Raw genomic sequence first — 24,932 nt, 5'->3', positions numbered from 1 at the left:
GACTACGCTGGCGGTCATGGCCGACGTCTCACCGCCGGAAAACAGCCCAGACTTGCCAGAAACCGGCCAGAACCGACCGCTGGAAACCATCGAAGAGCCGCCGGTGACCGCTGACCCGGTCCCGCCGTACCCGGAGACGACGGCCGCGATGGCGAGCGCGCCGATTCCCGGCCGGCGGATGGGCTGGCGGCGCTGGCTGCCGGTCACCGCGGTGATCGTGCTGATCGCCTCGGCCGCGATCGGCATGCTGGTCTTCCTCGGGTACTCGATCGGCGTCACCGGCCTGGCCATCGGCCTGACCGCGGCCATCCTGCCGGTGCCGCTGCTGGCCGGCGCGTTCGCCTGGCTCGACAGGTACGAGCCGGAGCCGGTGAAGTACCTGGTCTTCTGTTTCGCCTGGGGCGCCGCCGTGGCGACCGCGGTGGCGCTGGTGGTGAACACCGGGGCGGCCTGGCTCTTCGACCGGATCGGCCTGCCCGACGCCCTGGTCGCGGTGCTGATCGCGCCGTTCATCGAGGAGACGATGAAGGCGATCGGCCCGCTGCTGCTCTTCTGGCGCCGTCGCAGCGAGTGGTCCGGCATCACCGACGGCATCGTCTACTGCGGTCTCTCCGCGCTCGGCTTCGCGATGGTGGAGAACGTGCTCTACCTGGGCGGCCACGGGTACGCGGCGGGCGCCGACGAGTACGGTCCGGCGACCGGCCTGCAGAACGTCTTCCTGATCTTCATCGTGCGGATCCTGTTCACCGGGTTCGCGCACCCGCTCTTCACCTCGATGACCGGCATCGGCCTGGGCATCGCGGCCCGGTCCGGCGACCGCACGGTCCGCTGGCTCGCCCCGATCGCCGGCCTGCTCGCCGCGATGATCCTGCACGGGCTCTTCAACCTGCTGCCGACGCTCTCCGCGGCCACCGGCGAAGCCCTGATCATGCTGTACGGCTATCTCGGCTTCATGGTGCCGTTCTTCTTCGCGGTCGTCGGGTTCGCGATCGCGCTGCGCAGCTGGGAGGGCCGGCTCGCCGAGCGGGTGCTCCCGCGGTACGTCGCGACCGGCTGGTTCGCGCCGTCCGAGGTGGCCTCGCTCGCCAGCCTGGGCCGGCGGCACTCGGCGCGGCAGTGGGCGAAACGGATCGCCGGCCCGGCCGGGCACAAGGCGATGCGCAGCTTCCAGTTCGCGGCGACCCGGCTGGCGCTGCTGCGCGACGGCATGGAGCGGGGTCTGTCCCGTGAGCCGCGCGATCTGGAACGGGTGGTCACCGAGGAGCGCGAGCTGCTCGCCGCGATCACCGGGTACCGCTCGGTCTTCGCGGGACGGGACCCGCAGACCCCGCCGGCCTGGTGGGACGGGCACAGCTACCGGATCACGTTCCCGGACGGGGTGGTGCGCGCGATCGCCCCGCCGGCCGAGCCGGTCATGCCGGTGCCGGTGCGTCTGGCCGCGCCGCCGCCGGTCTACCAGCAGGACTATCCGGGGCACGGATACCCGCAGGTGGGTCACCCGCACCAGCCGGGATATCCCCAGCAGCAGGGCTACCCCCAGCAGCAGGGCCATCCCCAGCCGGGACATCATCAGGCCGGTCAGCCACAGCCGGGCTTCCCCGCGTACCCGATGAATCCGCCGCCGTTCCCACCGACGCCCGGAACCAACGCGCCCTGGCCGCAGCAACCGCCGCAGCAGCCGCCGAACGGCGGCTGGAACCAGGGTCAGAGGTAAAGGCCGGTCCCGTCCGACTCGACCCGGTTGGCCGCGACCGCGTGCACGTCACGCTCGCGGAGCAGCACGTACTCCTTGCCGTGCAACTCCACCTCGGAACGGTCGTCCGGGTCGAAGAGCACCCGGTCGCCGACGACGATCGAGCGGACGTTCGGCCCGACGCCGACCGCGACGGCCCAGGAGAGCCGGCGCCCGATCGTCGCGGTCGCGGGGATCACGATGCCCGCGCTGGAGCGGCGTTCACCCTCGCCGCCGTCCTGACGGACGAGAACGCGGTCATGCAGCATCCGGATGGGCAATCCGGCGTCGGTACGGGTATCGGCACTCACAAACGCAGACGGTACGCCCGTGACGAACAGCTCTTCACCGCTGGGGAGGCATGGCTCGGAGAGCGATTCGGGCATCAGGGCACTACCGTGATGAGCGCGTATCGCACAGTGCCGAGGGGGTAGGCGGTTGAACCGCTTGCAGCGGGTCCGGGAGAACTTGAAGAAGGCGTACGACTCCGGCCGGGAGCAGGTCCGGACCGCTCGGGAGGAGAGCGCGGTCCCGGAGCCGGACTTCGCGCCCCGCCGGCCGGAGCCGGAGATCGTGCACCAGTCGACGAACAGCCGGGACGACGCCGACGTGCCGCAGCCGCTGCGGGTCGCGGCGGCCTGGAGCTGGCGGCTGATCGTGGTCGGCGTGGTCGGCCTCGCGCTGCTCCGGCTGATCGGCATGGTCAGCGTCGTGGTGGTCCCGCTCGCCATCGCGCTGCTGCTCAGCGCGCTGCTGGGCCCGGCCGTCGGCTGGTTGCTGCGGCTCGGGCTGCCGAGCTCGCTCGCCACGTTCCTGGTGCTGGTGGGCGGTCTCGCGGCGGTGGCCGGCACGCTGACACTGGTGGTGAACCAGTTCATCGACGGCCTGCCGAGCCTCACCCAGAACGCCAGCGCCGGGGTCCGGCAGATCCAGGACTGGGCGCGGACCGGTCCGCTGCACCTCTCCGACGCCCAGGTGGATCAGGCCATCGACTCGGCGCAGGAGTGGGTCAACTCGAACACCTCGCAGCTGACCTCGACCGGCATCTCCACCGCGGCCACCATCGCCGAGGTGGCGACCGGTCTGGTGCTGGTGCTCTTCGCGACGTTCTTCTTCCTGCGGGACGGCCGGAAGATCTTCCGCTTCGTCGTGCGGCTCTTCCCGCTGAACGCGCGCTGGTCGATCGCCGACGCCGGGGACGCCTCCTGGGCCACGCTCGGCGCCTACGTGCGGGCGACCGTGCTTGTGGCGTTCATCGACGCCGTCGGCATCGGCCTGGCCCTGCTGATCCTCGACGTCCCGTTCCCGTTCCCGCTGGCCGCGCTGGTCTTCCTCGGCGCGTTCATCCCGATCGTCGGTGCCAGTGTCTCGGGCGCGGTGGCGGTGCTCGTCGCCCTGGTCGACCAGGGCTGGGTGGTGGCGCTGCTGGTGCTCGGCGCGGTGATCCTGGTGCAGCAGCTCGAAGGACACGTGCTCCAGCCGCTGATCATGGGCCGGGCGGTCGCCATCCACCCGCTCGCGGTGATCATCGGGATCGCCTGTGGCGTGGTGCTCGCCGGCATCATCGGGGCGCTCGTCGCGGTTCCGCTGATCGCGGTGCTCAACACCGGCGTGCGGCGGCTGTCGCGTCGCCGCCCCGAGGTGCCGCCGGACGCGGTGGTGGTCACTTCCGGGGGCTCGTCCGCCGGTACCGCTGCCGGGTGATCCGCCTGATCCTCCACCGGCTTCTGCGCCGGCGCTCTGCCGGATAGCAAAAGGGGGCGGGTAGACCCGCCCCCTTTTCAACAGAGCGTGGACTAAGCGGTAGCCACGTTGATCGAGATCTCGTTGACGCCGACCGTGGCGTCGACGGCGAGCTCGCCATTGCCGAACCGGCTCAGGGCCCGGACGGTCCAGGAGCCGGGAGCGGCGAAGAAGCGGAAGACGCCCTCCGGGGAGGAGACGACCTCGGCGGTGAACTCGCCGGAGCCGTCCAGCAGGCGGACGTACGCGCCGCCGACCGGGTCGCCCTCGGCGCTCGTCACGATGCCGGTGATCACCGTTTCGCGGGCCAGGTCCACGCTGCTGGGGAGGGGCGCGGACTGGTCCGGGGCGGCGCAACCAGCCGCAGCGGTCGTCACGTTGGTGGGAGAAGTCATGATCAGGCCTTTCCGGGTTCGTCGCCGAGCGCGATCGGCACACCGATGAGCGAGCCGTACTCGGTCCACGAGCCGTCGTAGTTCTTCACGTTCTCGTGGCCGAGCAGCTCCTTGAGCACGAACCAGGTGTGCGAGGAACGCTCGCCGATCCGGCAGTACGCGATGGTGTCCTTGCTGCCGTCGAGGCCGGCCTCGCCGTAGATCTTGGCGAGCTCCTCGTCCGACTTGAAGGTGCCGTCCTCGTTGGCGGCCTTGCTCCACGGCACGCTGATCGCGGTCGGGATGTGACCGGCCCGCTGCGACTGCTCCTGCGGCAGGTGCGCCGGGGCGAGCAGGCGGCCGGCGAACTCGTCGGGGCTGCGGACGTCGACCAGGTTCTTCACGCCGATGGCCTGGACGACCTCGTCACGGAACGCGCGGATCTCCAGGTCGGGGTCCTTGGCGTTGTAGACGGTCTTGGTGCGGGCCGGGACGTCCTTGGTGTAGACGCGGGCGTCCAGCTCCCACTTCTTGCGGCCGCCGTCGAGCAGCTTCACGTCGCCGTGACCGTAGAGCTTGAAGTACCAGTACGCGTACGCCGCGAACCAGTTGTTGTTGCCGCCGTAGAGGATCACGGTGTCGTCGTTGGAGATGCCGCGCTCGGAGAGGAGCGCGGAGAACTGCTCCTTGTTGACGAAGTCGCGACGGACCGGGTCCTGCAGGTCCTGCTTCCAGTCGATCTTGATGGCGCCCGGGATGTGGCCGCCGTCGTACGCGCTGGTGTCCTCGTCGACCTCGACGAAGACGATGCCCGGCGTGTCCAGGTTCTTCTCGGCCCAGTCGGCCGAAACGAGTGCGGTGTCGCGACTCATCGATTCACTCCCTGATGGTGGGTGAGGGGAGAGTCAGCGCACGGAGATGCGGTCGCACTCCGCGCGGACCCATGGCTTACTACGGATCACGGGCTGCTTGTGCGACGGCGCCACTGCCGGGCAGAGAAGAAGTGCCCCGGGCTAATCAGAGGAGGTGCTCAGCACCGAGTGGCCCCGTCAGACAGCGGGGCGACACAGGCACGCGGCCACGCGACACAGGTCGATCGCGCGCCTTTTCGTGAGCAACAGGCTCATGCGCTCGACCCTACCAGCGAGCCCGGAGCGCGGAACAGCACCGACCACCATCCGGGAACGGACGGTCACAGACCGCCTGCGGAGAGGTTCACATCAGACGCGCCGGCGGTCACCCGCAGACCCTCGGGAAGAGCCTCGACCTCGCGGACCACCAGGTTCAACGGCAGTTCCGGGACCTTCAGCTGGTAGGACAGCGCATCGATCATGCTCTGCAGGAACGGCAGCGCCGGCAGGTCCTTCGACGTCACCTCGGAGAAACGAACCCGGATCGAGCCGTTCTCGACGGTCAGGTTCGTGGTGCCGGAGACCTCCAGCGGCTTCTGACCGGGAATCTCCAGCTGGACTGTGGCGATCAGTTTGCCGTCCTGCTCGGCGAGCTTCACGCCCTTCTGGTCGAGCAGTGCGGTGATCTCGTCGTAGCCGATCGTGCCGGCGCCGGTCACCGTCCCGGCGATCACGTCGCCGCCGTTGCGCAGCGTCTCCAGCGGCGCCCGTACGTCCTCGGCGCGGATGTCCAGCAGCGACATCCGCACCGTGCCGCCGGAGCCGTCCGGCGCCGCGAAGTCCGGCAGCTCGATCCGGACCTGGTGGTAGTCACCGCTGGCGACCTGGGTGAGGAACGGGAAACCGGCGATCGTCACGTCCGGCGTGCCGCTCGTCGAGTTCTGCGCGGCGACCTCACCGGCGATCCGGTCCGCCAGCATGCCTTCCGCATAGGACTTGCCGACCCGGTCCAGCACCAGAGCGCCGCCGAGAAGCAGCAGCACCAGCACGACGACGACGGTGAGCAGTCTTCGCCTCACGATGCCTCCCGGGTTTGCCCTGACGTCTGGGAAACGTACATGCCCCGGCTGAGGGCTCGACCAAACTGGCGGTTCAGGAGAGGTAGAAGTGCACCAGCGTGTAGGCCGCCACCGCCGTCAGCGCGAAACCGCCGAGCGGACCCTGCATGTGCCTGGCCAGCCAGAACGTCGGCGCCTGCCCGGCCAGCCGGCGGCCCGCCTCGCCGAAGTTCACCGCCAGGTCCACCAGGATCGCCGCCACTGCGGCGACCAGGCCCAGCACCGCGCCCTTCGCCGGGGTGAACGGCAGGACCAGATAGCTGCCGAGCACCGCGCAGACCAGCGTGCCGACCATCGCGCCCAGCACGATGCCTGTCGCGCCGCGCGGCACCTGCACCGCGATCCGCGGCTTCGGGAAGATCGCGTCGGTCAGCCGGGAGACCAGCAGCGCCAGGCCCGCGCCGGTGCAGCAGACCAGGATCGCCTGCGAGCCGATCGGCTGCCGGGTCAGGACGATCAGGACCGCGTACGCCACCGCGCCGAACACGATCATCGCGGTGGTCCGGTAGGTGTCGCTGATCCGCTGCCGGTCCTCCCGCTTGAACACCTGGCCGATCAGCGCCGCCACGACGCCCGTGGCGCCGACGTAGAGCAGCGGCATCAGTTCCGCGGTGTCGCCGCTGACCGCCAGGTAGTCGGCGGTCAGCGCGGTCACCGCGGCGACCGCCGCCGTGGTCACCGCCGCCGGCGGCTGCAACGCCATGGTCCAGGCCAGCAGTCCGAGCAGCTGCACACCGAAGAGCACTATCGCGTACGGCACGCGGGAGTCCGGCCCGGACGTGACCGAGCCCAGCACCAGCGCCACCGTGAGCAGCCCGGCGAAGCCGGCGATCGCGACGGAGAGTTTCGGCCGGACCGGGACGACCTCGATCTCCTCGAACTCGTCGTCGTCCGACTCGCTCGAGGCCGGGTCGCCCCCCTCCTCGTCGGGGACGGCGCCGTAGAACCCGGCCTTGGGGCGGCCCGGGTTCATCCGTGCGACCTGCTGGGAGGCTTCGGCGTCCCAGGGATCGTCCTGCGGCATGGAGGGAAACACGTTGCGATCGTGCCAGACCCGTGACCGAGGTCCCAATCCGCTTTGCCGGGCGGGACGAAAGGGTCGGGTGAAAGGTGGGTTACGAATCGGCCGTTCAGCCGCCTTAGTGGCGTTCTCCACAGGACTCGGGAGCGCGACCACGATGCCGGGACTGCTGCATCGGTTAAGGTAATCGCAACCCACCCGTCGGTGACGCCGGGCCCTGTCTCTCCGGTCATCTCGCAAGACCGGGTCACCCGAGCGGCCTTCGTGTGCCGCGAGGACGGAGGTGAGTGTGGAGATCCTTCTGCTGGTGACGGCACGTGCCGGTGAGCCTTCCGCCGTGCTGCCCGCCCTGGACCTTCTGCCCCACTCAGTACGCACCGCGCCGCGCGACGTCCGCACCCTGGTGTCCGGGCCGAGCCCCGACGCCGTGATGGTGGACGCGCGTTCCGAGCTCTCCGAAGCCCGCGCGACCTGCCGCATGCTCCACGCCACCGGCATCGGGGTCCCGCTGATCGCGGTCGTCACCGAGGCCGGCCTGATCGCGCTCAACGCCGACTGGGGTGTCGACGACGTCATCCTGGCCACGGCGGGCCCGGCCGAGGTGGAGGCGCGACTGCGTCTCGCCGTCGGCCGCATCACCAACGCGACCGCGGGCGCCGGCGGCTCGATCCGGGCCGGCGAGCTCAACATCGACCCGGACACCTACGCCGCGAAGCTCAAGGGCCGTCCGCTCGACCTCACCTACAAGGAGTTCGAGCTGCTCAAGTTCCTCGCCCAGCACCCGGGCCGGGTCTTCACCCGCGACCAGCTGCTCCGCGAGGTCTGGGGCTACGACTACTTCGGTGGCACCCGCACCGTCGACGTGCACGTCCGTCGCCTGCGCGCGAAACTCGGCTCCGAGTACGAGTCGATGATCGGCACGGTCCGACAGGTGGGCTACAAGTTCGTGGTCCCGCCGAACGGCCGCCAGCTGCCCGACAACGAGCACGTCTCGCTGCCGGTCTGAGAGTGTTCCGATGACGATGGTGCAGCCGGTTCGTGCCGCGGACCGGCTGTCCGCGTCCGAGATCGACGACGTCCTCGCCCTGGCCGCCGCGGCGGCCGAGGCGGACGGCGTCTACCCCCTCTCCGAGGACGTCGTGCTGCGGGTCCGGGGCGACGCCCCCCATCCCGGTACGCATCTGCTCTCCTGCACGGGTGACCGGCTGGCCGGTTACGCCTATCTGGCCGACGGCTCCGGCGAGCTCGTGGTGCACCCGCGGTTCCGCCGTCAGGGGCACGGCACCGCGCTGCTCACCGCGGCCGGGACCGGTCCGCTGAGCTTCTGGGCACACGGCGACGACCCCGGCGCGGCGATCTTCGCGTCCCGCAACGGCTTCGCCCGGGCCCGTGTGCTCTGGCAGATGCGGCGCTCCCTCGTCGAGCCCCTTCCCTCGGTGCCGCTGCCCGAGGGGGTGACCGTGCGGGCGTTCCGCCCCGGTCAGGACGAGCAGGCCTGGCTCGACATCAACGCGCGGGCGTTCGCCCACCACCCCGAGCAGGGGAAATGGACGATGGCGGACCTGCTGGCCCGCGAGGACGAGCCGTGGTTCGACCCGGAGGGCTTCCTGCTGGCCGTCTCCGGCGACGACCTCGTCGGCTTCCACTGGACGAAGATCCACCCGGCCTCCGGAGGTGACCCGGCGATCGGCGAGATCTACGTGCTGGGCGTCGACCCGTCCGGCCATCGGCGTGGCCTGGGCGCGGCGTTGAGCGTGGCGGGGCTGAGCTACCTCGCCGGTCGGGGCCTGACCATCTCGAACCTGTATGTGGACGAGTCCAACGAGGCGGCCGTGAAGTTGTACCGGCGCTTGGGCTACGACGTCCACAAGACCGACATCAGTTACCAGCGCCCGTAGCGGGTTCCCCGTCACGCGGGTGCGTGGCGCCCCGTCACGCGGGTGCGTGGCGCCCCGTCACGCGGGTGCGTGGCGCCCCGTCACGCGGGTGCGTGGCGCAGGGGCGTGACCCGCACCTCTCCGGTCCCCGCCCGGAACCCGCACGCGGGCGGTCGTGGAGAGTCGGCCGGCGCGGTGCCCGGCTCGCAGATCTTGGAAACGCCGATGGCCGGCTGGCGCTCAGTGCGGACAAAACGGGCGGTTGACAGCACTGTTAACCAGCCGGGCGAGGCGAGCTGGTTAACAGTGCTGTCAACGCGGCTCCGGACAGCACTGAGAGCCAGCCGGACCGGCCGGACCAGCCGGACCAGCCGGTCCGGCTGGTCCGGCTGGTCCGGCTGGTCCACAGAGCTGATCAACTGAGCGACCCAGGGCGCCGCCCCGACGGTGACAGCTTCGATCACGCGAACGGCCGCGGTGCCGAGCGAGCCCGAATTCCACACGCTCGGCTGGAGACTCGTTGCGTGGGAAGTTGGGGTGCCGAGCGCGCTCGAATTCCACACGCCGGCGGGGACTGTGGTCACCCCGGGTAACGGGCGCGGGGTGACCATGCACCCGTCGCCGTAGGTCGCCGGACGGCCGGATGTGGGCAATCGGCCGCGCGGACTCTCGGGGACGGATCATGCTGCGTTTGGGGCGGCCATGCCCGTACCGGAATGGCTTGCACGGTCTGTCAGCTGTGACCTGCGCCGCGTAATCGACGCTGCTCATTTGTCACGGCACGGACAAGGGTATATCTCGCGAAGGTCACGGCCGCCCCGATATTTCCGACATTACGGATGGCAAGGGCGTGGTTCACTTAACGGACAACTGGCGCTCCGGGGATGGCTACCTTCTGGGGCTTACCTGTTCACCCCCAGTTCATTTGCGGCCGGTTATCCGGTCACTTCGCGCTCCTAGCTTTCGGTGTGCAAGCCGGTGAGTGACTGGCTGCAGATAACCCGAAGGGACAACCCGTGAAGCTCCAGCGGTCCGGTTTCGTGGCCGGCATTGCTTTGACTGCGACGATCGCACTCACCGGGTGCGGCTCGGACAACGAGGCGCCGGAGGCGAGCGGTGGCGCGTCCGCCGCACCCGGCAGCTGCGTCAGCGGCAGCCTGACTGCGCAGGGCTCCACCGCTCAGAAGAACGCCATGGACGAGTGGATCAAGGGCTACAACGCGCAGTGTTCCGGTGCCCAGATTGACTACCAGGGCACGGGTTCCGGTGCGGGCATCGAGGCGTTCATCGCCGGCACCGCCGACTTCGCCGGCTCTGACTCGGCCCTCAAGGAGGACGAGCAGCCGCAGGCCGACGCCAAGTGCGTCGGTGGCAAGGCGCTCAACCTCCCGATGGTGATCGGCCCGATCGCCGTGGTCTACAACGTGCAGGGCGTCGACGGCCTGCAGCTGTCGTCCTCCACCCTGGCGAAGATCTTCTCCGGCACCATCACCAAGTGGAACGACGCCGCCATCGCGGCGGAGAACTCCGGCGCGAAGCTCCCGGACGCCACCATCGAGACGGTGCACCGCTCGGACGAGTCCGGCACCACTGACAACTTCACCAAGTACCTCAGCAAGACCGCCGAGGCCGACTGGAAGTTCAGCAACGCCAAGGCGTGGAAGGCCCCGGGCGGCACCGGCGCGGCGAAGTCCGACGGCGTGGCCACCAAGGTCAAGAGCACCCCGAACACGATCTCCTACGTCGAGCTCTCCTTCGCGGAGAACAGCGACCTGCAGAAGGCCAAGATCAAGAACGGCGCCGGCGAGTTCGTCGAGCTGTCCGGCGAGTCGGCCGGCAAGACCTTCGAGAACGCGACCGTCAAGGGCACCGAGGGTGACCTGGCCCTCGAGCTCGACTACGCCACCACCACCCCGGGCGCGTACCCGATCGTGCTGGTGACCTACGAGATCGCCTGCAGCAAGGGCTCCGCGAAGGCCAAGGAGATCCAGTCCTTCCTGAAGTACACCTCGAGCACCGCCGGCCAGACGGCGCTCGCGGAGCTGGGCTACGCCCCGCTGCCGGAGACCCTGCGGGCCAAGGTCGAGACCTCGGTCGCCTCGATCTCCTGACGATTCGTCCATCCCCTTAGAGACGATCCCTCCGAGACGACAGCGAGCGCGCAGATGGGTGACAACCCCTCCCGCTCGGTGAACGCCACCGCCGGCGACCTGAGCGTGACCTCCCGTCACGCTCAGGGCGCCGGCTCGGGTGCGTCCCCGAGCAGCTATCAGGAGCCCCCGCTGGGTGGCGGTGGAGCCCTCCCCAAGAAGGCCCGGTTCTCGATCGAGACAGGCTTCCGTGGCCTGTCCACCGCAGCGGGCGCGATGGTGCTGGTCATCATCATCGCCATCGCGGTCTTCCTGGTGTCGAAGGCGGTGCCCGCCCTCCAGGACAACACCGCCAACTTCCTCACCGAGAAGAAGTGGTTCCCGAACGACGCGCAGCCGGTCTTCGGTATCGCCGCACTCGCCTTCGGTACCGTGCTCAGCTCGGTCATCGCGCTGATCATCGCGGTGCCGATCGCGCTGGCCATCGCGCTCTTCCTGTCGCACTACGCGCCCAAGCGGCTGGCCACGCCGCTGGGCTTCGTGATCGACCTGCTCGCTGCCGTGCCCAGTGTGGTCTTCGGTCTCTGGGGCCGGGACGTCCTGCAGCAGCCGGTCCGCGACTTCTCGGTCTGGCTGAACCACTACTTCGGCTGGCTGCCGATCTTCGGCGGCGAGGGCCCGTTCGGTCAGTCGATCATGCTCGGTGGCCTGGTGCTGGCGATCATGGTGCTGCCGATCGTCACCTCCCTCTCCCGTGAGGTCTTCCAGCAGACCCCGGGGATGAACGAGGAGGCCGCGCTCGCGCTCGGCGCCACCCGCTGGGAGATGATCCGCACCGCGGTCCTGCCGTACGGCAAGCCCGGCGTGATCGCCGCGGTGATGCTCGGCCTCGGCCGCGCCCTCGGTGAGACCATCGCCCTGGCGCTGACCCTCGGCATCACGTTCAACATCTCGTTCAACCTGATTCAGAACGGCGGCAACTCGATCGCCGCCAACATCGCGAACACCTTCGGTGAGGCCAACAGCGTCGGTCGTGGCGCTCTGATCGCCTCCGGTCTGGTGCTCTTCGCGATCACACTGGTGGTCAACATGACGGCGCGGGCGATCATCTACCGCCGTCGCGAGTTCCGGGACAGTGCGGCATGAGCCTTCTCGATCGTGAAGTGCCCGGCGTCGTGATGACGCCGGACAACATCCGGACCAAGGAACTTCCGCTCGCCGTGAACCTCGGCGTCGCGGCCGGCGCGGTCGTGCTGGCCGCTGCCGTGGTGCTCGGCGCCGGCATCGGCAACTGGGTGCTCGTCGCGTTCGTCGGCGTCGTCCTCTACCTGGTCGGCATCAACATCGTCGCCGGCCGGATCGAGGGCAAGCGCGCCGCCCGCAACCGGACCATGAAGTCGCTGATCTACGCCGCCTGCATCCTGGCGGTCCTGCCGCTGGCCTCGGTCGTGTGGACGCTGGTCTCCAAGGGCTACGAGCGGCTCGACGCGAACTTCTTCGGCACCTCGATGAACAACATCAGCGCGCGTGACCCCAACGGTGGCGCCTACCACGCGATCATCGGCACCCTGGAGCAGGTCGGCATCGCCGCGCTGCTCGCCGTGCCGCTCGGCGTGCTCGGTGCGATCTACCTGGTGGAGTACGGCCGGGGCCGGTTCGCCAACACGGTCCGCTTCTTCGTCGACGTCATGACGGGCATCCCGTCGATCGTCGCCGGTCTGTTCATCCTCTCGTTCTGGGTTCTGATCGTCAGCCCGTGGTTCAACGACGGGCAGCCGCGCTACTCCGGTTTCGCCGCCGCGCTGGCCCTGACCGTGCTGATGCTGCCGACGATCGTCCGGTCGACCGAGGAGATGCTGCGCCTGGTGCCGGGTCCGCTGCGGGAGGGTTCGTACGCGCTCGGCGTACCCCAGTGGAAGACGATCCTCAAGGTCGTCCTGCCGACCGCCCTCCCCGGCATCGTCACCGGTGTCATGCTGGCCATTGCCCGTGCAGCCGGCGAGACCGCTCCGGTGCTCCTGGTCGCCGGCGGCGCCGCCGCGATCAACTACGACCCGTTCGCAGGCAACCAGCAGTCGCTGGCGCTCTTCGTGTACCAGCAGGCGGGCGACGCCTCCCGGTACGCGCCGGCCCGCGCCTGGACAGCCGCGCTCACCCTGGTGGCGCTGGTACTGATCCTCACCATCGCCGCCAAGCTGCTCGCCCGTCGCAACAAGCTGTCCCGTTAAGAGGTGTCATCCATGGCCAAGCGCATCGAGGCGAGCAACGTCTCCTCCTACTACGGCTCCTTCAAGGCGATCGACAGCGTCTCGATGACCGTCGAGCCGAAGACCATCACCGCCCTGATCGGCCCGTCCGGTTGTGGCAAGTCGACGTTCCTGCGGTCCATCAACCGCATGCACGAGGTGCTGCCGAACGCCCGCATCGAGGGCCGGCTCACCATCGACGACCAGAACATCTACGACCCGGACGTCGACGTGACGGCCGTCCGTCGCATGATCGGCATGGTCTTCCAGCGCCCCAACCCGTTCCCGACGATGTCGATCTACGAGAACGCGGTCGCCGGCCTCAAGCTGAACGGCGTCAAGAAGAAGTCGATCCTGGACGACGCGGCCGAGAAGTCGCTGCGTTCCGCGAACCTCTGGGACGAGGTCAAGGACCGCCTCGACCGTCCCGGCGCCGGCCTCTCCGGCGGCCAGCAGCAGCGCCTCTGCATCGCCCGCACGATCGCCGTCGAGCCGCAGGTCGTCCTCATGGACGAGCCCTGCTCCGCTCTCGACCCGATCTCCACGCTGGCGATCGAGGACCTGATGTTCAAGCTGAAGGACCGCTTCACGATCATCATCGTGACGCACAACATGCAGCAGGCCGCCCGCGTCAGCGACAAGACCGGCTTCTTCTCCATCGACAAGACGGGCGACCCCGGCCGCCTGATCGAGTACGACGACACCCAGAAGATCTTCAGCAACCCGTCGCAGAAGAAGACCGAGGACTACATCACCGGCCGCTTCGGCTGACCCTCGGCTTCCTCGTCGTTCGGCTTCTCTTCGTTCGGCTTCTCGTCATTCGGTTTCTCGTCGTTCGGCCTTTCGTCGTTCGGCCTCTGGAAAGCCGGTCCGGCATGTGCGCCGGGCCGGCTTTTCCCATGGGTACGCCCGGACACCCCCCAACCGCAGCGCACCGGGCCCCCGAGAAGCCACCCCTGACGTCCGTTCCCCCGGCGCGCCCCGCCGCCGCCCCCGGCGCCCCGCGCCGGCTCCCGGCCCCGCGCCGGCTCCCGGCCCCGCGCCGGCTCCCGGCCCCGCGCCGGCTCCCGGCCCCGCGCCGGCTCCTGGCCCCGCGCCGGCTCCTGGCCCCGCGCCGGCTCCTGGCCCCGCGCCGGCTCCCGGCCGTGGTCTAGCCAACCGTGGCTGCCGGATGGGTATGAGCTGCCAAGATCTGCTCCGGGAGTCCGGCACTCCGCCGGGGCGCGATCCCGGGCGTGATCTATGGACTGGGGACGTGGAGGGTGGCCTGGCCGTCTGGGGTGAGCGTGATCCGGGGCTGGACCGGGGTGGCCGCGTCCCGATGGGCGGACGCCGCGATCACGTCGGCGATCGTGGAACACGCGGCCAGGTGGCGCAGCGTGTGCCGGGTGGGCGGAAGCATCGGCAGGCCGGCGGTGGCGGCCGGTTCCAGCCAGTCGGTCCCGTCGGCCTCCCCGGAGACGTCATGGGTGGCCTGCGACTCCGGCAGCAGCGCCACGAAGAACCACGTGTCGAACCGCTTCGGCTCGAACTCCGGGGTGATCCAGCGGGCCCACGGCAGCAGCAGATCGTCGCGCAGGCGCAGGCCACGGCGTTCCAGCAGCTCGGTCATCGACAGCTCTCGGCGCTGCACCCGTGCACGGTCGCTCTCCCAGTCGACCCCGTCGGTGGTGGCGACCGTCCGGTCCGGTTCGCCGACCGGCCCGGCGAGCAGGACGCCCGTCTCCTCGAAGAGCTCACGGGCCGCCGCGCCCACCACGGCGTGCGCCTGCTCCGGCGGAACACCGAGACGATCCGCCCAGTCGGTGCGGATCGTGGACGGGCGATCGGACGGGTCGACGGTGCCGCCGGGAAACGCGTAGACACCGCCGAACACCATCGTGGTGGCGCGCTTCAACACGTACACCTCGAAGGAAGCGGAACCGGAAGGCCGGAGAAGGACCACCGTCGCCGCCGGGCGGGCCGTCGCGGGCGGACCGGTGAACTCGCGCGCGCGCTTCAGCATCGCGGGCGGCAGGATCATCGCATCGGGGGAAGAGTCGGTCACCGGTCGATCGTGCCACCGGAGGCGGTTCGGGCGATACGGTATCGATCATGAACGGACAGAAGGTGCGCTGGGGCATTCTCGGCCCCGGCGGGATCGCCAGCACATTCGCCGCCGACCTGCCGCTGGTGGAGGGGGCCGAACTGGCCGCCGTCGGGTCGCGTTCCCGATCCACCGCGGAGGCGTTCGCGCAGCGGCACGGGTTCGCGCGGGCGCACGGCTCGTACGCGGAGCTGGCCGCCGACGACGGCGTGGACATCGTGTACATCGCCACGCCGCACGCCTTCCACTTCGAGGCCGCGATGCTGTGCGTGGAAGCCGGGAAGGCGGTGCTGGTCGAGAAGCCGATCACGCTGGACCTGGCGTCCGCGGCACAGCTGATCCAGGCCGCCCGGACCCGTGGCGTCTTCCTGATGGAGGCCATGTGGATGCGCTGCAACCCGGCCATCCGCAAGATCGCCGAGCTGGTCGACGAGGGCGCGATCGGCTGGGTCAGCGCGGTGCACGCCGACTTCGGCCTGCAGGGGCCGTTCGCGGCGTCGCACCGGCTGCGTGACCCGGAACTGGGCGGCGGCGCGCTGCTGGACCTCGGCGTCTACCCGATCCACCTGGCGCACATGCTGCTCGGCAGCCCGGCGTCCGCGCACGCCTGGGCGCACCTGACCCCGGAACGGGTGGACGAGAACACCGGTGTGCTGCTCGGCTACGAGGCGGGCGCGGTGGCGGCGTTGACCTGCAGCATCAACGGCGCCAGCCGCAACGCCGCGTCGATCACCGGCACGGATGGCCGGATCGATCTGCCACCCGGCTTCTTCGTGCCGCGGACGTTCACGCTGAACCGGCCGGACCGCGCGCCGGAGACGTTCGAGTTCGCGTTCGAGGGCAGCGGGTACCAGTTCGAGGCGGCGGAGGCGCAGCGGTGCCTGCTCGCCGGGGAGCTGGAGAGCCCACTCGTCTCCCAGGAGACGACGCTCGAGGTGATGGCGCTGCTGGACACGCTGCGCGAGCAGATCGGCGTCTTCTACTAGCCCTCCGGCGGTGGTCCGAGCCGCGGGTCGCGGCCACGGCTCGGACACATTTCCGGGTACGCGTTCGTCAGTCCCCAGCCGCACCCGACATGTCCCGCCACCGCCGCCCCTGACGCCCCTTCCGCCGGCGCCCGGAGCCGCCGGCTCCGGCGTCCCCCCACGCTCCTCAGAAGAGGGGGCGGACCACCAGGTAGATGAGGCAGGCGATCAGGGCGGCCGCCGGGAACGTCGTCACCCAGGCGATCACGATGTTGCCGGCCACGTTCCAGCGGACCGCGCTGAGCCGCTTCGTCGCGCCGACGCCCATGATGGCCGAGGTGATCGTGTGCGTCGTGGAGATCGGCGCGTGCAGGACCAGCGCGTTGAAGTAGAGCACCGAGCTGGCGACCGTCTCCGCGGCGAAACCCTCGGCCGGCCCCAGGTCGATGATCTTCCGGCCCAGGGTGCGGATGATCCGCCAGCCGCCGGCGTAGGTGCCGAGTGCCAGCATCGTGGCCGACGCCCAGTAGACCCACTGCGGGATGTGTGTCGCCGAGCTCTGGTACCCGCCGGTGTAGAGCGCCAGCACCACGATGCCCATGGTCTTCGCCGCGTCCTGGATGCCGTGCCCGACGGCCATCGCGGCGGCGGAGAACGTCTGCGCGAGCCGGAAGCCGCGGTTCAGCTTGCCGGGGTGCCCGCGCCGGAAGGCCCACATGATCGCGATCATGAAGAGGAAGCCGAGGATCAGGCCGACCACCGGGGAGAACACCATCGGGATCAGGACCTTGTTGACGATGTTGCCCCACTGCACCTCGCCGAAGGACGCCATGAGCGTCGCGCCGACCAAGCCGCCGAAGAGCGCGTGTGAGGAGCTCGACGGCAGTCCGAAGTACCAGGTGATCAGGTTCCAGGTGATCGCGCCGAGCACGCCGGCGAAGACCACGCCCAGGCTGGGTATGCCGAGCGGCAGGGAGACCAGGTCCTCACCGACCGTCTTGGCGACCTCGGTGCCCAGGTGCGCGCCGACGAAGTTGCCGACGGCGGCCATGAGCAGCGCGACCCGTGGGGTCAGGGCGCGGGTGCTGACGCTGGTGGCGATCGCGTTCGCGGCGTCGTGGAAGCCGTTGGTGTAATCGAACACCATCGCGGCGAGGATCACCGCCACGACGGCGACGAGCTGGGGATCCAAGGCCTAGGACTCCTTGACCGCGATGGTCTCGACGGTGTTCGCCACGTGCTCGAACGCGTCGCAGGCGGCCTCCAGCTCGTCGACGACCTCTTTCATCTTCAGTACGGTCAGAGCGTCGTACTCACCGGAGAAGAGCCGCACGAGCAGCATCCGGTACGCCCGGTCGCCGTCGTTCTCCAGCCGGTTGATCTCGATCCAGTACTCCTCGAGGCCCTTCATCGAGCGCAGCCGCGGCATCGCCTCAGCGGTGATCTTCGCCTGCTGGTCGAGGACCGTGACCAGCTCGTGCATCTCGCGGGGCAGCGACGGGAGATCGGTCAGCCCGTACAGGTAAAGGAGGTTGCCGGCCGCCTCGAGGTGGTCCATCACGTCGTCGAGCTGGGAGCCCAGCGAGTAGATGTCCTCCCGGTCGAACGGGGTGATGAACGTCGAGTTGATCTTCTTGTAGAGCTCGTGCGTGATGGAGTCGCTGTCGTGCTCCACGTCGCTCAGCCGGTCCGACACCGACTGCACGTCCACACCCGGCAACGCGAGCTCGTTGAGCAGCTCGGTGCCTTTCACCAGGTTGTACGCCGCCTTGGTGAAGAGGTCATAGAAGGCGCCCTCGACGGGACGGAAGGAAAACTTCACGGCGTGGACCTCTATCGACGGGTTTTTGTTGGATCTCCGTTGGCATGCTATCGGTCCACGCTGGTTGACCCGTTGCCAGCAGTCCTAAACGGCCGGCAGTCCTAAACGGTCTCCCGGCGAGCGTTCGGCCGGGGCGTGTGCCGGCGGACCGTCCGGGTCGGAAGGTAGGGGAGCGGCGCCGCCCCGACCGGGTGACGCCGCAGGTGCCGGGCGAGTCCGCTCAGGTCGCCGTCGGCGATCACATCGACCCCGGCGGCGCCCAGTTCGGTCCAGATCGCCGCGCGGACCCGCCGGGGGCCGGTGGGCAGGCCGGAGATCCGAACCGTGCGGCCGTCGTCGTGGGCGGCGCGGACCAGCGCGTGCAGCTGGTGCCGCTCCTCGGCGGTGATCGGCTCGCGGCCGTCCCAGCCGAAGCGGCGGCTCCACGACTCGCTGATCGACGGGGCCAGGCTCGGTGGCGCGGAGCGGGAGCCGATGTCGTCGAAGGTGGCGTCGGCGAACGCGTACCTGTCGCGCTGTGCGGCGAGCAGCTCGCGCACGTCCACTATTCCGGTCACCGTCACGGTGACCACCCGGGGCGTCAGCACCCCGCCCCGGCAGCGGCTCAGCAGGCTGGCGTGGTCGCGCAGCTGCTGGTCGAGCATCCGGTAGGCGCGGAACAGCGTCTCGGCGTCCCGGCTCGGCCCGCCGAACTCGACGACCAGGCGGAACGGCTCGCGCTGGTCGCGGTAGAGACGCCCGCCGCCGGCCTGGGCCCGGGTGAAGAGCGGCGCGAGGACCAGTCGCCGCAGGGTACGGCCGGGTTGCGGCTGTCCCGGACCGAGGAACAGCTCGCCGTGCGGTCCGGGCGCCACGGGCACGGTCATCCCGGTCAGCCCGAGCCGCAGCACTCCGGGGAGCGGGTCGATGTCGGTCTGCGGGAGCAGCGCGTGCCCGGCGGGGATGCTGGGGCGTTTCCGGCGGAGCACCGCGACCGAGACCGCGCCACCGGCGCCGGCGATCCCGGCGAGGCCGCCCGCGATAGTCGCCATGTCCTGCACGGGGCCCACCATCCGATACGCACGATTTGTGTGCTTTATACTGTGGCACAGGTGATACCCGGAGCCGGTCATCTCGCGCAGAATTCTCCTATGCCGTCACCGAGCGCAGCCGAGTTCGAGGCGCACCGGGTCTACCTGACATCGGTCGCCTACCGGATGCTCGGCAACCGGGCCGAGGCCGAGGACGCCGTGCAGGAGGCCTGGCTGCGCTACGCGCAGCAGACCGAGGACATCCGGGATGCGCGGGGCTGGCTCACGACGGTCACCGCACGCATCTGCCTGGACCAGCTCAATTCGGCCCGGGTACGCCGTGCCGCGTACCCCGGCCAGTGGCTTCCCGCGTACGTGGTGGACCCCGACGCCGGCCCGGCCGAGCTGGCCGAACGCGCCGACCAGGTCAGCGTGGCCCTGCTCGTGGTCATGGAGAGGCTGACGCCGGAGCAGCGGGTCGCGCTGGTGCTGCACGACGCGTTCGCGGTCCCGTTCGAGGAGGTGGCCACGGTCCTCGACACCACGCCGGCCGCCGCCCGGCAGCACGCCAGCCGGGCCCGTCGGGCGATCGCCGACGGCGGCATCAGGCACACCGCCGGGCCGGCCGAGCAGCGGCGGGTGCTGACCGCGTTCCTGGTCGCGGCGCAGAGCGGTGACGTGCATGCGCTCGCCGCGGTGCTCGCCCCGGACGTGGTCGCGATCAGCGACGGCGGCGGCGTGGTCCGCACCGCGATCAACGCGATCGGCGGCGCCGAGAAGGTGGCCCGCTTCTACGCCGGCCTGCTCAGTCACAAGCTGGCCGGCGTCACCGACATGAAGGTCGACCCGGTGCTGGTCAACGGCGACGCCGCGATGCTGCTGCGCGGCACCCGCACGGACGGCCGGCCGCTGCTCGCGGTCCTCACGGTGGCGGTCGACGAGGGCCGGATCACCGGTCTGTTCAACCAGCAGAACCCGGAGAAGGTCTTACTGAGTGACCTCTGAGAGGTGCTTGCGGTACCGGGTGGCGAACGGCTCGGTGCCGTCGCCGAGTGCCACGATCAGGTGCCGTGCCGCCGCCTGGGCGTGACCGACCAGCTCGTCCGGGTACCCGAAGACCTTCCGGTGCTCCTCGAACTCGTCCTCGTCGCGGAGCTCGACCACGCCGGTCTCGCGGCGCCGCACCGCGTCCAGGTCCAGGTCGACGATGTGCACCGTGTCACCCTCCCAGCGCGCCGGGGTGGTGATGTCGCAGTAGACCTCGCTGGTCCGCGGCGGCGGGTTGAACATGCCGGTCCACCACGCGTAATGCGGGATGAGCAGGACGAACGGGATCTGCTCCACCGAGGGCCGGCCGTGGTAGACCGACGGCGTCCCGCGGTTCACCCCGACCCAGATGCCCAGGTCGTCCTCGGCCAAGCGGCGGGCCGGGTAGTCACGATGAGCCGATCCGTCGTACTTCGTGTAGATGACCCGGACCATCTCGCTCGGCATGAGGTGCACCCTAGCGGTGGTCCGGTTCTGTCGGTGGTGGCGGGTACGGTTCCAGCGTGCCCGCAGCTACCCGAAAAAAGGCGACCGCCGAACAGCTTCTCGCCGCAGCCGTCGGCGCCGTGCCCGGCGGGAGCACCCGCCCCGGTCAGCAGGCCATGGTCGAGGCGATCGACCGGGCCGTCAAGGACCGCAAGCACCTGCTCGTCCAGGCCGGCACGGGCACCGGCAAGAGCCTCGGTTACCTGACGCCCTCGCTGCTCGTGGACGGCCCGGTGGTGGTCTCCACGGCCACCCTCGCGCTGCAGAACCAGCTGGTCGAGCACGACCTTCCCCGCCTGGCCGAGGCGGTCGAGCCGGTGCTCGGCCGCAAGCCCAGCTTCGCGGTGCTCAAGGGCCGCCATCACTACCTCTGCGTGGCGAAGATGGAGCACGCCGACGAGGAGGCGCCGACCGACACGCTCTTCGACGACGCGCCCGCGCCCAAGGCCGGGCAGTGGCTCGGCGAGGCGGGCCGGCTCGGCAAGCAGATCCAGCGGATCCGGTCCTGGGCCGACAAGACCGAGACCGGTGACCGGGACGAGCTGGACCCCGGCATCGACGACACGGCGTGGCGTCAGGTGTCGATGCCCGCGCGGGACTGCGTGGGCGCCGGCCGTTGTCCGTACGGTGCGGAGTGCTTCGCCGAGGCGTCCCGGGTCCGCGCCCGCGAGGCCGACATCGTCGTCACCAACCACAGCCTGCTCGCCGTCGACATGCTCGCCGAGCGGCAGATCGTCCCGCCGCACAAGCTGCTCGTCGTCGACGAGGCGCACGAGCTGGCCGATCGGGTCTCCTCGGCCGCTCAGGCCGAGCTCACCCCGGAAGCGATCGAGCGGGCCGGCCGCCGCGCCCGCACGATGATCACCCCGGCCGCCGCCGAGCAGCTCGCCGAGGCGGCCGACGCGCTGACCGTCGGCCTCGCCGAGGCGCCGGCCGGCCGGATCACCAGCGGGCTGCCGGAGCAGCTGCGGATGGCGCTCACGCTGCTCGAGTCGGCCACCCGCGCCGGGCTCTCGGCGATCGGCGAGGTGAAATCCGACGACTCCGACCCGGTCGGCAAGCAGCAGGCGAAAGCGGTGCTCGACGAGCTGTTCACGACCGCGCAGCGCCTGCTCGAGGAGGACGACTTCGACGTCGCCTGGGTGGAGAAATCCGACCTCGGCAGCGGCCGGCGCGCGCTCGTGGTGGCGCCGCTCTCGGTCGCCGGCACGCTCGCGCAGAGCCTTTACGCGGACCGGACCGTCGTGGTCACCTCGGCCACCCTGACTCTCGGCGGCCGGTTCGACACGGTGGCCCGCTCGCTCGGCCTGCCCGCCCCGGCGGCCGGCTCGGACGGCTCGGTCACCTCCGGCGACGGCTGGACCTCGCTGGACGTCGGTTCCCCGTTCGACTACCCGAAACAGGGCATCCTCTACGTCGCGGCGCACCTGCCCCGGCCCGCGCAGTCCGGGCTTCCCGACGCGGCGGGCGCCGAGCTGCTCCGGCTCGTCGAGGCGCTCGGTGGGCGTACCCTCGGGCTCTTCTCCTCCCGCAAAGCGGCCTCGCAGGCCGCCGAGCTGTTGCGCGCCAAGACCGACCTGCCGATCCTCCTGCAGGGTGACGAGACGCTGCCGATCCTGGTCCGCAAGTTCCGGGAGCAGAAGGAGAGCTGTCTCTTCGGGGTGATGTCGCTCTGGCAGGGCGTGGACGTGCCGGGTGACTCCTGCCAGCTCGTGGTGATCGACCGGCTGCCGTTCCCCCGACCGGACGAGCCGCTCGCCGCCGCCCGGTCGGCCGCCGTCGACGCGGGTGGCGGTTCCGGCTTCGCGTCGGTGAGCGTGCCGATCGCCGCGGTCCGGCTCGCGCAGGGTGTCGGCCGGCTGATCCGGTCCAGCGGCGACAAGGGCGTGGTCGCGGTCCTCGACTCCCGGCTGGAGACGGCCCGGGGTTACGGGGCGTTCCTGCGCAAGTCGCTGCCCCCGTTCTGGTACACGACGCGCGCCGACGTCGCGATCGGCGCTCTGGAGAGGCTGGCCAAGAATTGATCAAGCGAGTGGCCTGCACCTTCCTGGTCGACCGGGAGGGCGCCCTGCTCCTGCAGCTGCGGGACGGCAAGGCGCCCTACTTCCCGGACGTCTGGGGGCTGCCCGGTGGCGAGATCGAGCCGGGGGAGACGCCGCAGCAGGGCGCCGCCCGCGAGCTGGCCGAGGAGACGGGCCTGGCGGCGGACGGTCCGCTGCGCCTCTTCGCCCGGCAGGACCTGCCCGAGCACCAGCGGGAGAAGCACTACTTCTGGGGCGTGACCGGCGCGAGCCAGGCCGACGTGGTGCTCGGCGAGGGCGCAGCGATGATCTTCGTGCCGGCCGCCGAGGTGCTGGACCGGCCGTTCACGCCGGGCAGCGCCGAGGTGATCGAGCAGTTCCTGGCCTCCCCGGAGTACCGATCACTGCGATGACGCGAGGCGGGACGCCGAGACGCCGGATGGCACCATGTCAGCCGTGACGGCGAACGGACGGCGACGGCTGCGGACCGCCGCGGTGGTGACCGCCTGGATCGCCGTGCTGCTCGCGCTGAGCCTCTGGTCGGTCCGCAGGGATCCGCCGACCGTCGCCGAGCAGCGCGATCTCGGGCAGGCCCTGCCCGAGCTGCGGCGGGCCACCGGCGCCCTGATCGCCGCCGCGGACGACGAGCGCTGGGTCCTGCGCCTCGGCGAGCTGCGGATCGAGGACTGCTCGATCACCCCGGTCCGATCCGGCCGGGCCGCGAGCCGCGATCTCACCGTGATCGTCCCGGAAGGTGACGCCCGCACCGCGCTGGAGGGCATCGCCGCGGGTCTGCCGCCCGGTTACCGCGCGTCGGTGACCGCGGTCCGGGGCGGGACGCGGCTGTCGCTCTACGCCGACGCCGGCGAGTTCATCGCGATCGACGCCGCGGCGCTCTCCGCCGACCAGATCCTGACGGTGCGGGTCGACTCCGGTTGCCGTCCCTCCGGCGGGACGGCCGACGTGGCGGATCCGGCGGCGGGACCCGTGCCGGCGGCGCTGACCGAGACCCTCACCGCGCTGAGAGCGGATGCTGCGGTCACCCCGCGGACCCGAGCCGTGGCCTGCCCGGACGGCGGGACGGCGGCGACGTTCGTGGCGGACGCCGGTTCCCGTGACGCCGAGGACGGTCCGCTGGGGGTGCCCGACGGGACGGTGCCGGTGTGGTCGGACGCGGGTGGCTGGGCGTACCGGATGGGGCCGGCTTCGGTCGTGGTGACCGCTCAGGGCGGGCGCTCGCAGGTGAGCGTGACCACCACCTGCGGTCAGTAGACGAGCGCCTGCGGTCAGTAGACCAGGGCCTGCGGTCAGTAGACCAGGGCCTGCGGTCAGTAGACGAGGGCCTGTGCGCCCTCGGACATGATCTCCTCGACGAAGACCGCGGCGCCGGCGATCCGGATGCCGGGGACGACGTCGTCCGGACCGATGCCGCGGCGGGCCGCGCACTGCGTGCAGAGGGTGACCTTGCCGGCCGTCAGGAGCGCGTCCAGCAGGTCCGGCAGCGGGGCGGCGTGCGGCAGCTCGAACTCGGCGGCCCGGCCCGGCAGCGCGAACCAGGCGGACTCCCCGGTCAGCCAGAACGAGACGTCCAGCCCCGACGCGACCGCCGTGCTCGCCACCGTGAAGGCCTGTGAGCAGCGCTCCGGCGAGTCCGCTCCGGAGGTGGCCTTGACGACCAGTAAACGTGCCATACCGGCCAGCATAAGATGGGCGCGTCATGGTTACGGAGATCGGGTTCGTGAGCCTGCTGGTTGCCGCCCTGGGCGCGCTGGCGGGCGGTTTCGGCTATCTGGCCGTTCGTATTTCGAGGGGGCGTTGGTGAGCACCGAGCAGGAAAACCCGCTGGGTCCACCGCCGTGGCTGAACGCGCCACCGGTTGACCCCTACCCCTATGAGGACACCCACGACCTGCGGTCCGGCCCGGACCTCAATCCGGCGCTGCTCGGCCTGCTCCCGTTCGTCGGGCTCTGGCGCGGGCGCGGGCAGGGCGGGTTCCCGCAGGAGGAGGACTACAACTTCGCGCAGGAGATCCGGATCAGCCACGACGGCCGGGCCTTCCTGCGGTACGAGTCGCGCGCCTGGCTGCTCGACGACGAGTCGCAGCCGATCGGCCCGGCTCTCACCGAGTCCGGCTTCTGGCGTCCGATCCTGGTCGACGGCCGCCCCGGCGACGAGATGGAAGCCACGATGATCCGCCCGGACGGGGTGGCCGAGCTCTACATCGGCAAGGCCGCGACGACCCGCCTGGAGATGGGGACCGACGCGGTCGCCTACACACCGTCCGGCCTGCACGTGACCGGCGGGCACCGGCTGTTCGGGGTGGTCGAGGGCGCGCTGCTCTACGCCCACGAGATCTCCGTCGACAACAGCGGCCTGCAGCCGCACATGTCGGCACGGCTGCTCCGCGTCGGCGGCTGACCCCTTCCGCGTGTGTTGACTTGAG

The 24,932-nt window shown here is 70.5% G+C and carries 27 protein-coding genes; 15 read left to right on the top strand and 12 right to left on the bottom strand.

The window, feature by feature from the left end; all coding sequences use genetic code 11:
- Positions 1–16: 16 nt before the first annotated feature.
- Positions 17–1,714 carry a PrsW family intramembrane metalloprotease gene (locus AMIS_RS37995; protein WP_014447803.1) on the top strand — a complete coding sequence of 566 codons (1,698 nt, stop codon included), beginning with the start codon at positions 17–19 and terminating at the stop codon, positions 1,712–1,714.
- Here the strand turns inward: AMIS_RS37995 and AMIS_RS37990 are convergent.
- Positions 1,705–2,001, bottom strand: a complete 297-nt coding sequence (locus AMIS_RS37990; protein ID WP_172666716.1) for a GroES family chaperonin — start codon at positions 1,999–2,001, stop codon at positions 1,705–1,707. The two genes, AMIS_RS37995 and AMIS_RS37990, sit on opposite strands and share 10 nt — an antisense overlap.
- 178 nt (positions 2,002–2,179) lie before the next feature.
- On the opposite strand from AMIS_RS37990, the gene AMIS_RS37985 reads away from it, so the two are divergent.
- Positions 2,180–3,436, top strand: a complete 1,257-nt coding sequence (locus tag AMIS_RS37985; RefSeq protein WP_014447801.1) for an AI-2E family transporter — start codon at positions 2,180–2,182, stop codon at positions 3,434–3,436.
- A gap of 92 nt (positions 3,437–3,528) precedes the next feature.
- On the opposite strand, the gene AMIS_RS37980 is transcribed toward AMIS_RS37985, so the two are convergent.
- The 5 genes from AMIS_RS37980 to AMIS_RS37965 form a co-directional block, all read right to left on the bottom strand.
- A complete protein-coding gene (locus tag AMIS_RS37980) occupies positions 3,529–3,870 on the bottom strand; it encodes a DUF1416 domain-containing protein (protein ID WP_014447800.1) in 342 nt (113 codons plus the stop codon).
- 2 nt (positions 3,871–3,872) lie between these two features.
- Positions 3,873–4,721 carry a sulfurtransferase gene (locus tag AMIS_RS37975; protein WP_014447799.1) on the bottom strand — a complete coding sequence of 283 codons (849 nt, stop codon included), beginning with the start codon at positions 4,719–4,721 and terminating at the stop codon, positions 3,873–3,875.
- Between the two features lie 177 nt (positions 4,722–4,898).
- Positions 4,899–4,976 carry an Ms5788A family Cys-rich leader peptide gene (locus AMIS_RS44895; RefSeq protein WP_331429013.1) on the bottom strand — a complete coding sequence of 26 codons (78 nt, stop codon included), beginning with the start codon at positions 4,974–4,976 and terminating at the stop codon, positions 4,899–4,901.
- Between the two features lie 65 nt (positions 4,977–5,041).
- Positions 5,042–5,779 (bottom strand): LmeA family phospholipid-binding protein, encoded by a 738-nt coding sequence (locus tag AMIS_RS37970; protein ID WP_014447798.1) that lies wholly within the window; start codon positions 5,777–5,779, stop codon positions 5,042–5,044.
- Between the two features lie 73 nt (positions 5,780–5,852).
- Positions 5,853–6,842 carry a hypothetical protein gene (locus tag AMIS_RS37965; protein WP_014447797.1) on the bottom strand — a complete coding sequence of 330 codons (990 nt, stop codon included), beginning with the start codon at positions 6,840–6,842 and terminating at the stop codon, positions 5,853–5,855.
- A gap of 286 nt (positions 6,843–7,128) precedes the next feature.
- Between AMIS_RS37965 and AMIS_RS37960 the strand changes: the two genes are divergently transcribed.
- From AMIS_RS37960 to pstB, 6 genes are all read left to right on the top strand, one after another.
- On the top strand, positions 7,129–7,845 hold the full coding sequence (locus AMIS_RS37960; protein WP_014447796.1) for a winged helix-turn-helix transcriptional regulator: 717 nt from the start codon (positions 7,129–7,131) through the stop codon (positions 7,843–7,845).
- 10 nt (positions 7,846–7,855) lie between these two features.
- Entirely contained in the window at positions 7,856–8,737 is an 882-nt protein-coding gene (gene mshD, locus AMIS_RS37955; RefSeq protein ID WP_014447795.1) for a mycothiol synthase, read from the top strand.
- Positions 8,738–9,732: 995 nt separating this feature from the next.
- Positions 9,733–10,827, top strand: coding sequence for a phosphate ABC transporter substrate-binding protein PstS (pstS, locus tag AMIS_RS37945; protein WP_014447794.1), 1,095 nt, complete (start codon positions 9,733–9,735; stop codon positions 10,825–10,827).
- A 54-nt stretch (positions 10,828–10,881) separates the two neighbouring features.
- Positions 10,882–11,952, top strand: a complete 1,071-nt coding sequence (gene pstC, locus AMIS_RS37940; protein WP_014447793.1) for a phosphate ABC transporter permease subunit PstC — start codon at positions 10,882–10,884, stop codon at positions 11,950–11,952.
- The gene (gene pstA / locus AMIS_RS37935; protein ID WP_014447792.1) at positions 11,949–13,034 is read left to right on the top strand and encodes a phosphate ABC transporter permease PstA; all 1,086 of its coding nucleotides are present in this window, start codon (positions 11,949–11,951) and stop codon (positions 13,032–13,034) included. The genes pstC and pstA overlap by 4 nt, the downstream gene beginning before the upstream one ends.
- Positions 13,035–13,046: 12 nt before the next feature.
- On the top strand, positions 13,047–13,823 hold the full coding sequence (gene pstB / locus AMIS_RS37930; protein WP_014447791.1) for a phosphate ABC transporter ATP-binding protein PstB: 777 nt from the start codon (positions 13,047–13,049) through the stop codon (positions 13,821–13,823).
- A gap of 469 nt (positions 13,824–14,292) precedes the next feature.
- Here pstB and AMIS_RS37925 read toward each other — a convergent pair whose 3' ends face one another.
- Positions 14,293–15,075 carry an NUDIX hydrolase gene (locus AMIS_RS37925; protein ID WP_014447789.1) on the bottom strand — a complete coding sequence of 261 codons (783 nt, stop codon included), beginning with the start codon at positions 15,073–15,075 and terminating at the stop codon, positions 14,293–14,295.
- Between the two features lie 71 nt (positions 15,076–15,146).
- Here AMIS_RS37925 and AMIS_RS37920 point away from each other — a divergent pair, with 71 nt between their 5' ends.
- Positions 15,147–16,124 (top strand): Gfo/Idh/MocA family protein, encoded by a 978-nt coding sequence (locus AMIS_RS37920; RefSeq protein WP_014447788.1) that lies wholly within the window; start codon positions 15,147–15,149, stop codon positions 16,122–16,124.
- A gap of 166 nt (positions 16,125–16,290) precedes the next feature.
- Here AMIS_RS37920 and AMIS_RS37915 read toward each other — a convergent pair whose 3' ends face one another.
- From AMIS_RS37915 to AMIS_RS37905, 3 genes are all read right to left on the bottom strand, one after another.
- On the bottom strand, positions 16,291–17,295 hold the full coding sequence (locus AMIS_RS37915; RefSeq protein ID WP_014447787.1) for an inorganic phosphate transporter: 1,005 nt from the start codon (positions 17,293–17,295) through the stop codon (positions 16,291–16,293).
- A 3-nt stretch (positions 17,296–17,298) separates the two neighbouring features.
- Positions 17,299–17,925: a DUF47 domain-containing protein gene (locus tag AMIS_RS37910; RefSeq protein ID WP_014447786.1), complete on the bottom strand. Its 627-nt coding sequence runs from the start codon at positions 17,923–17,925 to the stop codon at positions 17,299–17,301.
- A gap of 101 nt (positions 17,926–18,026) precedes the next feature.
- On the bottom strand, positions 18,027–18,956 hold the full coding sequence (locus tag AMIS_RS37905; protein WP_041831665.1) for a PI-PLC domain-containing protein: 930 nt from the start codon (positions 18,954–18,956) through the stop codon (positions 18,027–18,029).
- Positions 18,957–19,055: 99 nt separating this feature from the next.
- Between AMIS_RS37905 and sigJ the strand changes: the two genes are divergently transcribed.
- Entirely contained in the window at positions 19,056–19,940 is an 885-nt protein-coding gene (gene sigJ / locus AMIS_RS37900; protein WP_014447784.1) for an RNA polymerase sigma factor SigJ, read from the top strand.
- Here sigJ and AMIS_RS37895 read toward each other — a convergent pair.
- Positions 19,923–20,429: a DUF402 domain-containing protein gene (locus AMIS_RS37895; protein ID WP_014447783.1), complete on the bottom strand. Its 507-nt coding sequence runs from the start codon at positions 20,427–20,429 to the stop codon at positions 19,923–19,925. The genes sigJ and AMIS_RS37895 overlap by 18 nt on opposite strands.
- Before the next feature lie 155 nt (positions 20,430–20,584).
- Here AMIS_RS37895 and AMIS_RS37890 point away from each other — a divergent pair, with 155 nt between their 5' ends.
- From AMIS_RS37890 to AMIS_RS37880, 3 genes are read left to right on the top strand one after another with little or no spacing between them, the layout of a single operon-like run.
- Positions 20,585–22,492, top strand: coding sequence for an ATP-dependent DNA helicase (locus AMIS_RS37890; protein ID WP_083888863.1), 1,908 nt, complete (start codon positions 20,585–20,587; stop codon positions 22,490–22,492).
- A complete protein-coding gene (locus tag AMIS_RS37885) occupies positions 22,489–22,902 on the top strand; it encodes an NUDIX hydrolase (RefSeq protein WP_157435201.1) in 414 nt (137 codons plus the stop codon). Before AMIS_RS37890 ends, AMIS_RS37885 begins: the two co-directional genes overlap by 4 nt.
- Before the next feature lie 43 nt (positions 22,903–22,945).
- Complete coding sequence (locus AMIS_RS37880) at positions 22,946–23,761, top strand: hypothetical protein (protein ID WP_014447780.1); 816 nt, start codon at positions 22,946–22,948, stop codon at positions 23,759–23,761.
- 56 nt (positions 23,762–23,817) lie between these two features.
- Here the strand turns inward: AMIS_RS37880 and AMIS_RS37875 are convergent, their stop codons facing one another.
- Entirely contained in the window at positions 23,818–24,192 is a 375-nt protein-coding gene (locus AMIS_RS37875; RefSeq protein WP_014447779.1) for a DsrE family protein, read from the bottom strand.
- A gap of 14 nt (positions 24,193–24,206) precedes the next feature.
- Here AMIS_RS37875 and mtfM point away from each other — a divergent pair, with 14 nt between their 5' ends.
- Both mtfM and AMIS_RS37865 read left to right on the top strand, forming a co-directional pair.
- Positions 24,207–24,311, top strand: a complete 105-nt coding sequence (gene mtfM / locus AMIS_RS44800) for a small membrane protein MtfM (protein ID WP_041830316.1) — start codon at positions 24,207–24,209, stop codon at positions 24,309–24,311.
- Positions 24,308–24,907 carry an FABP family protein gene (locus AMIS_RS37865; RefSeq protein WP_014447778.1) on the top strand — a complete coding sequence of 200 codons (600 nt, stop codon included), beginning with the start codon at positions 24,308–24,310 and terminating at the stop codon, positions 24,905–24,907. The genes mtfM and AMIS_RS37865 overlap by 4 nt, the downstream gene beginning before the upstream one ends.
- Positions 24,908–24,932: the final 25 nt, after the last annotated feature.

It is taken from the genome of Actinoplanes missouriensis 431 (assembly GCF_000284295.1).
Classification (GTDB): domain Bacteria; phylum Actinomycetota; class Actinomycetes; order Mycobacteriales; family Micromonosporaceae; genus Actinoplanes; species Actinoplanes missouriensis.
The sequence above is the reverse complement of the archived record's forward strand: the minus strand, read 5'-3'. Positions and strand labels throughout refer to the sequence as shown.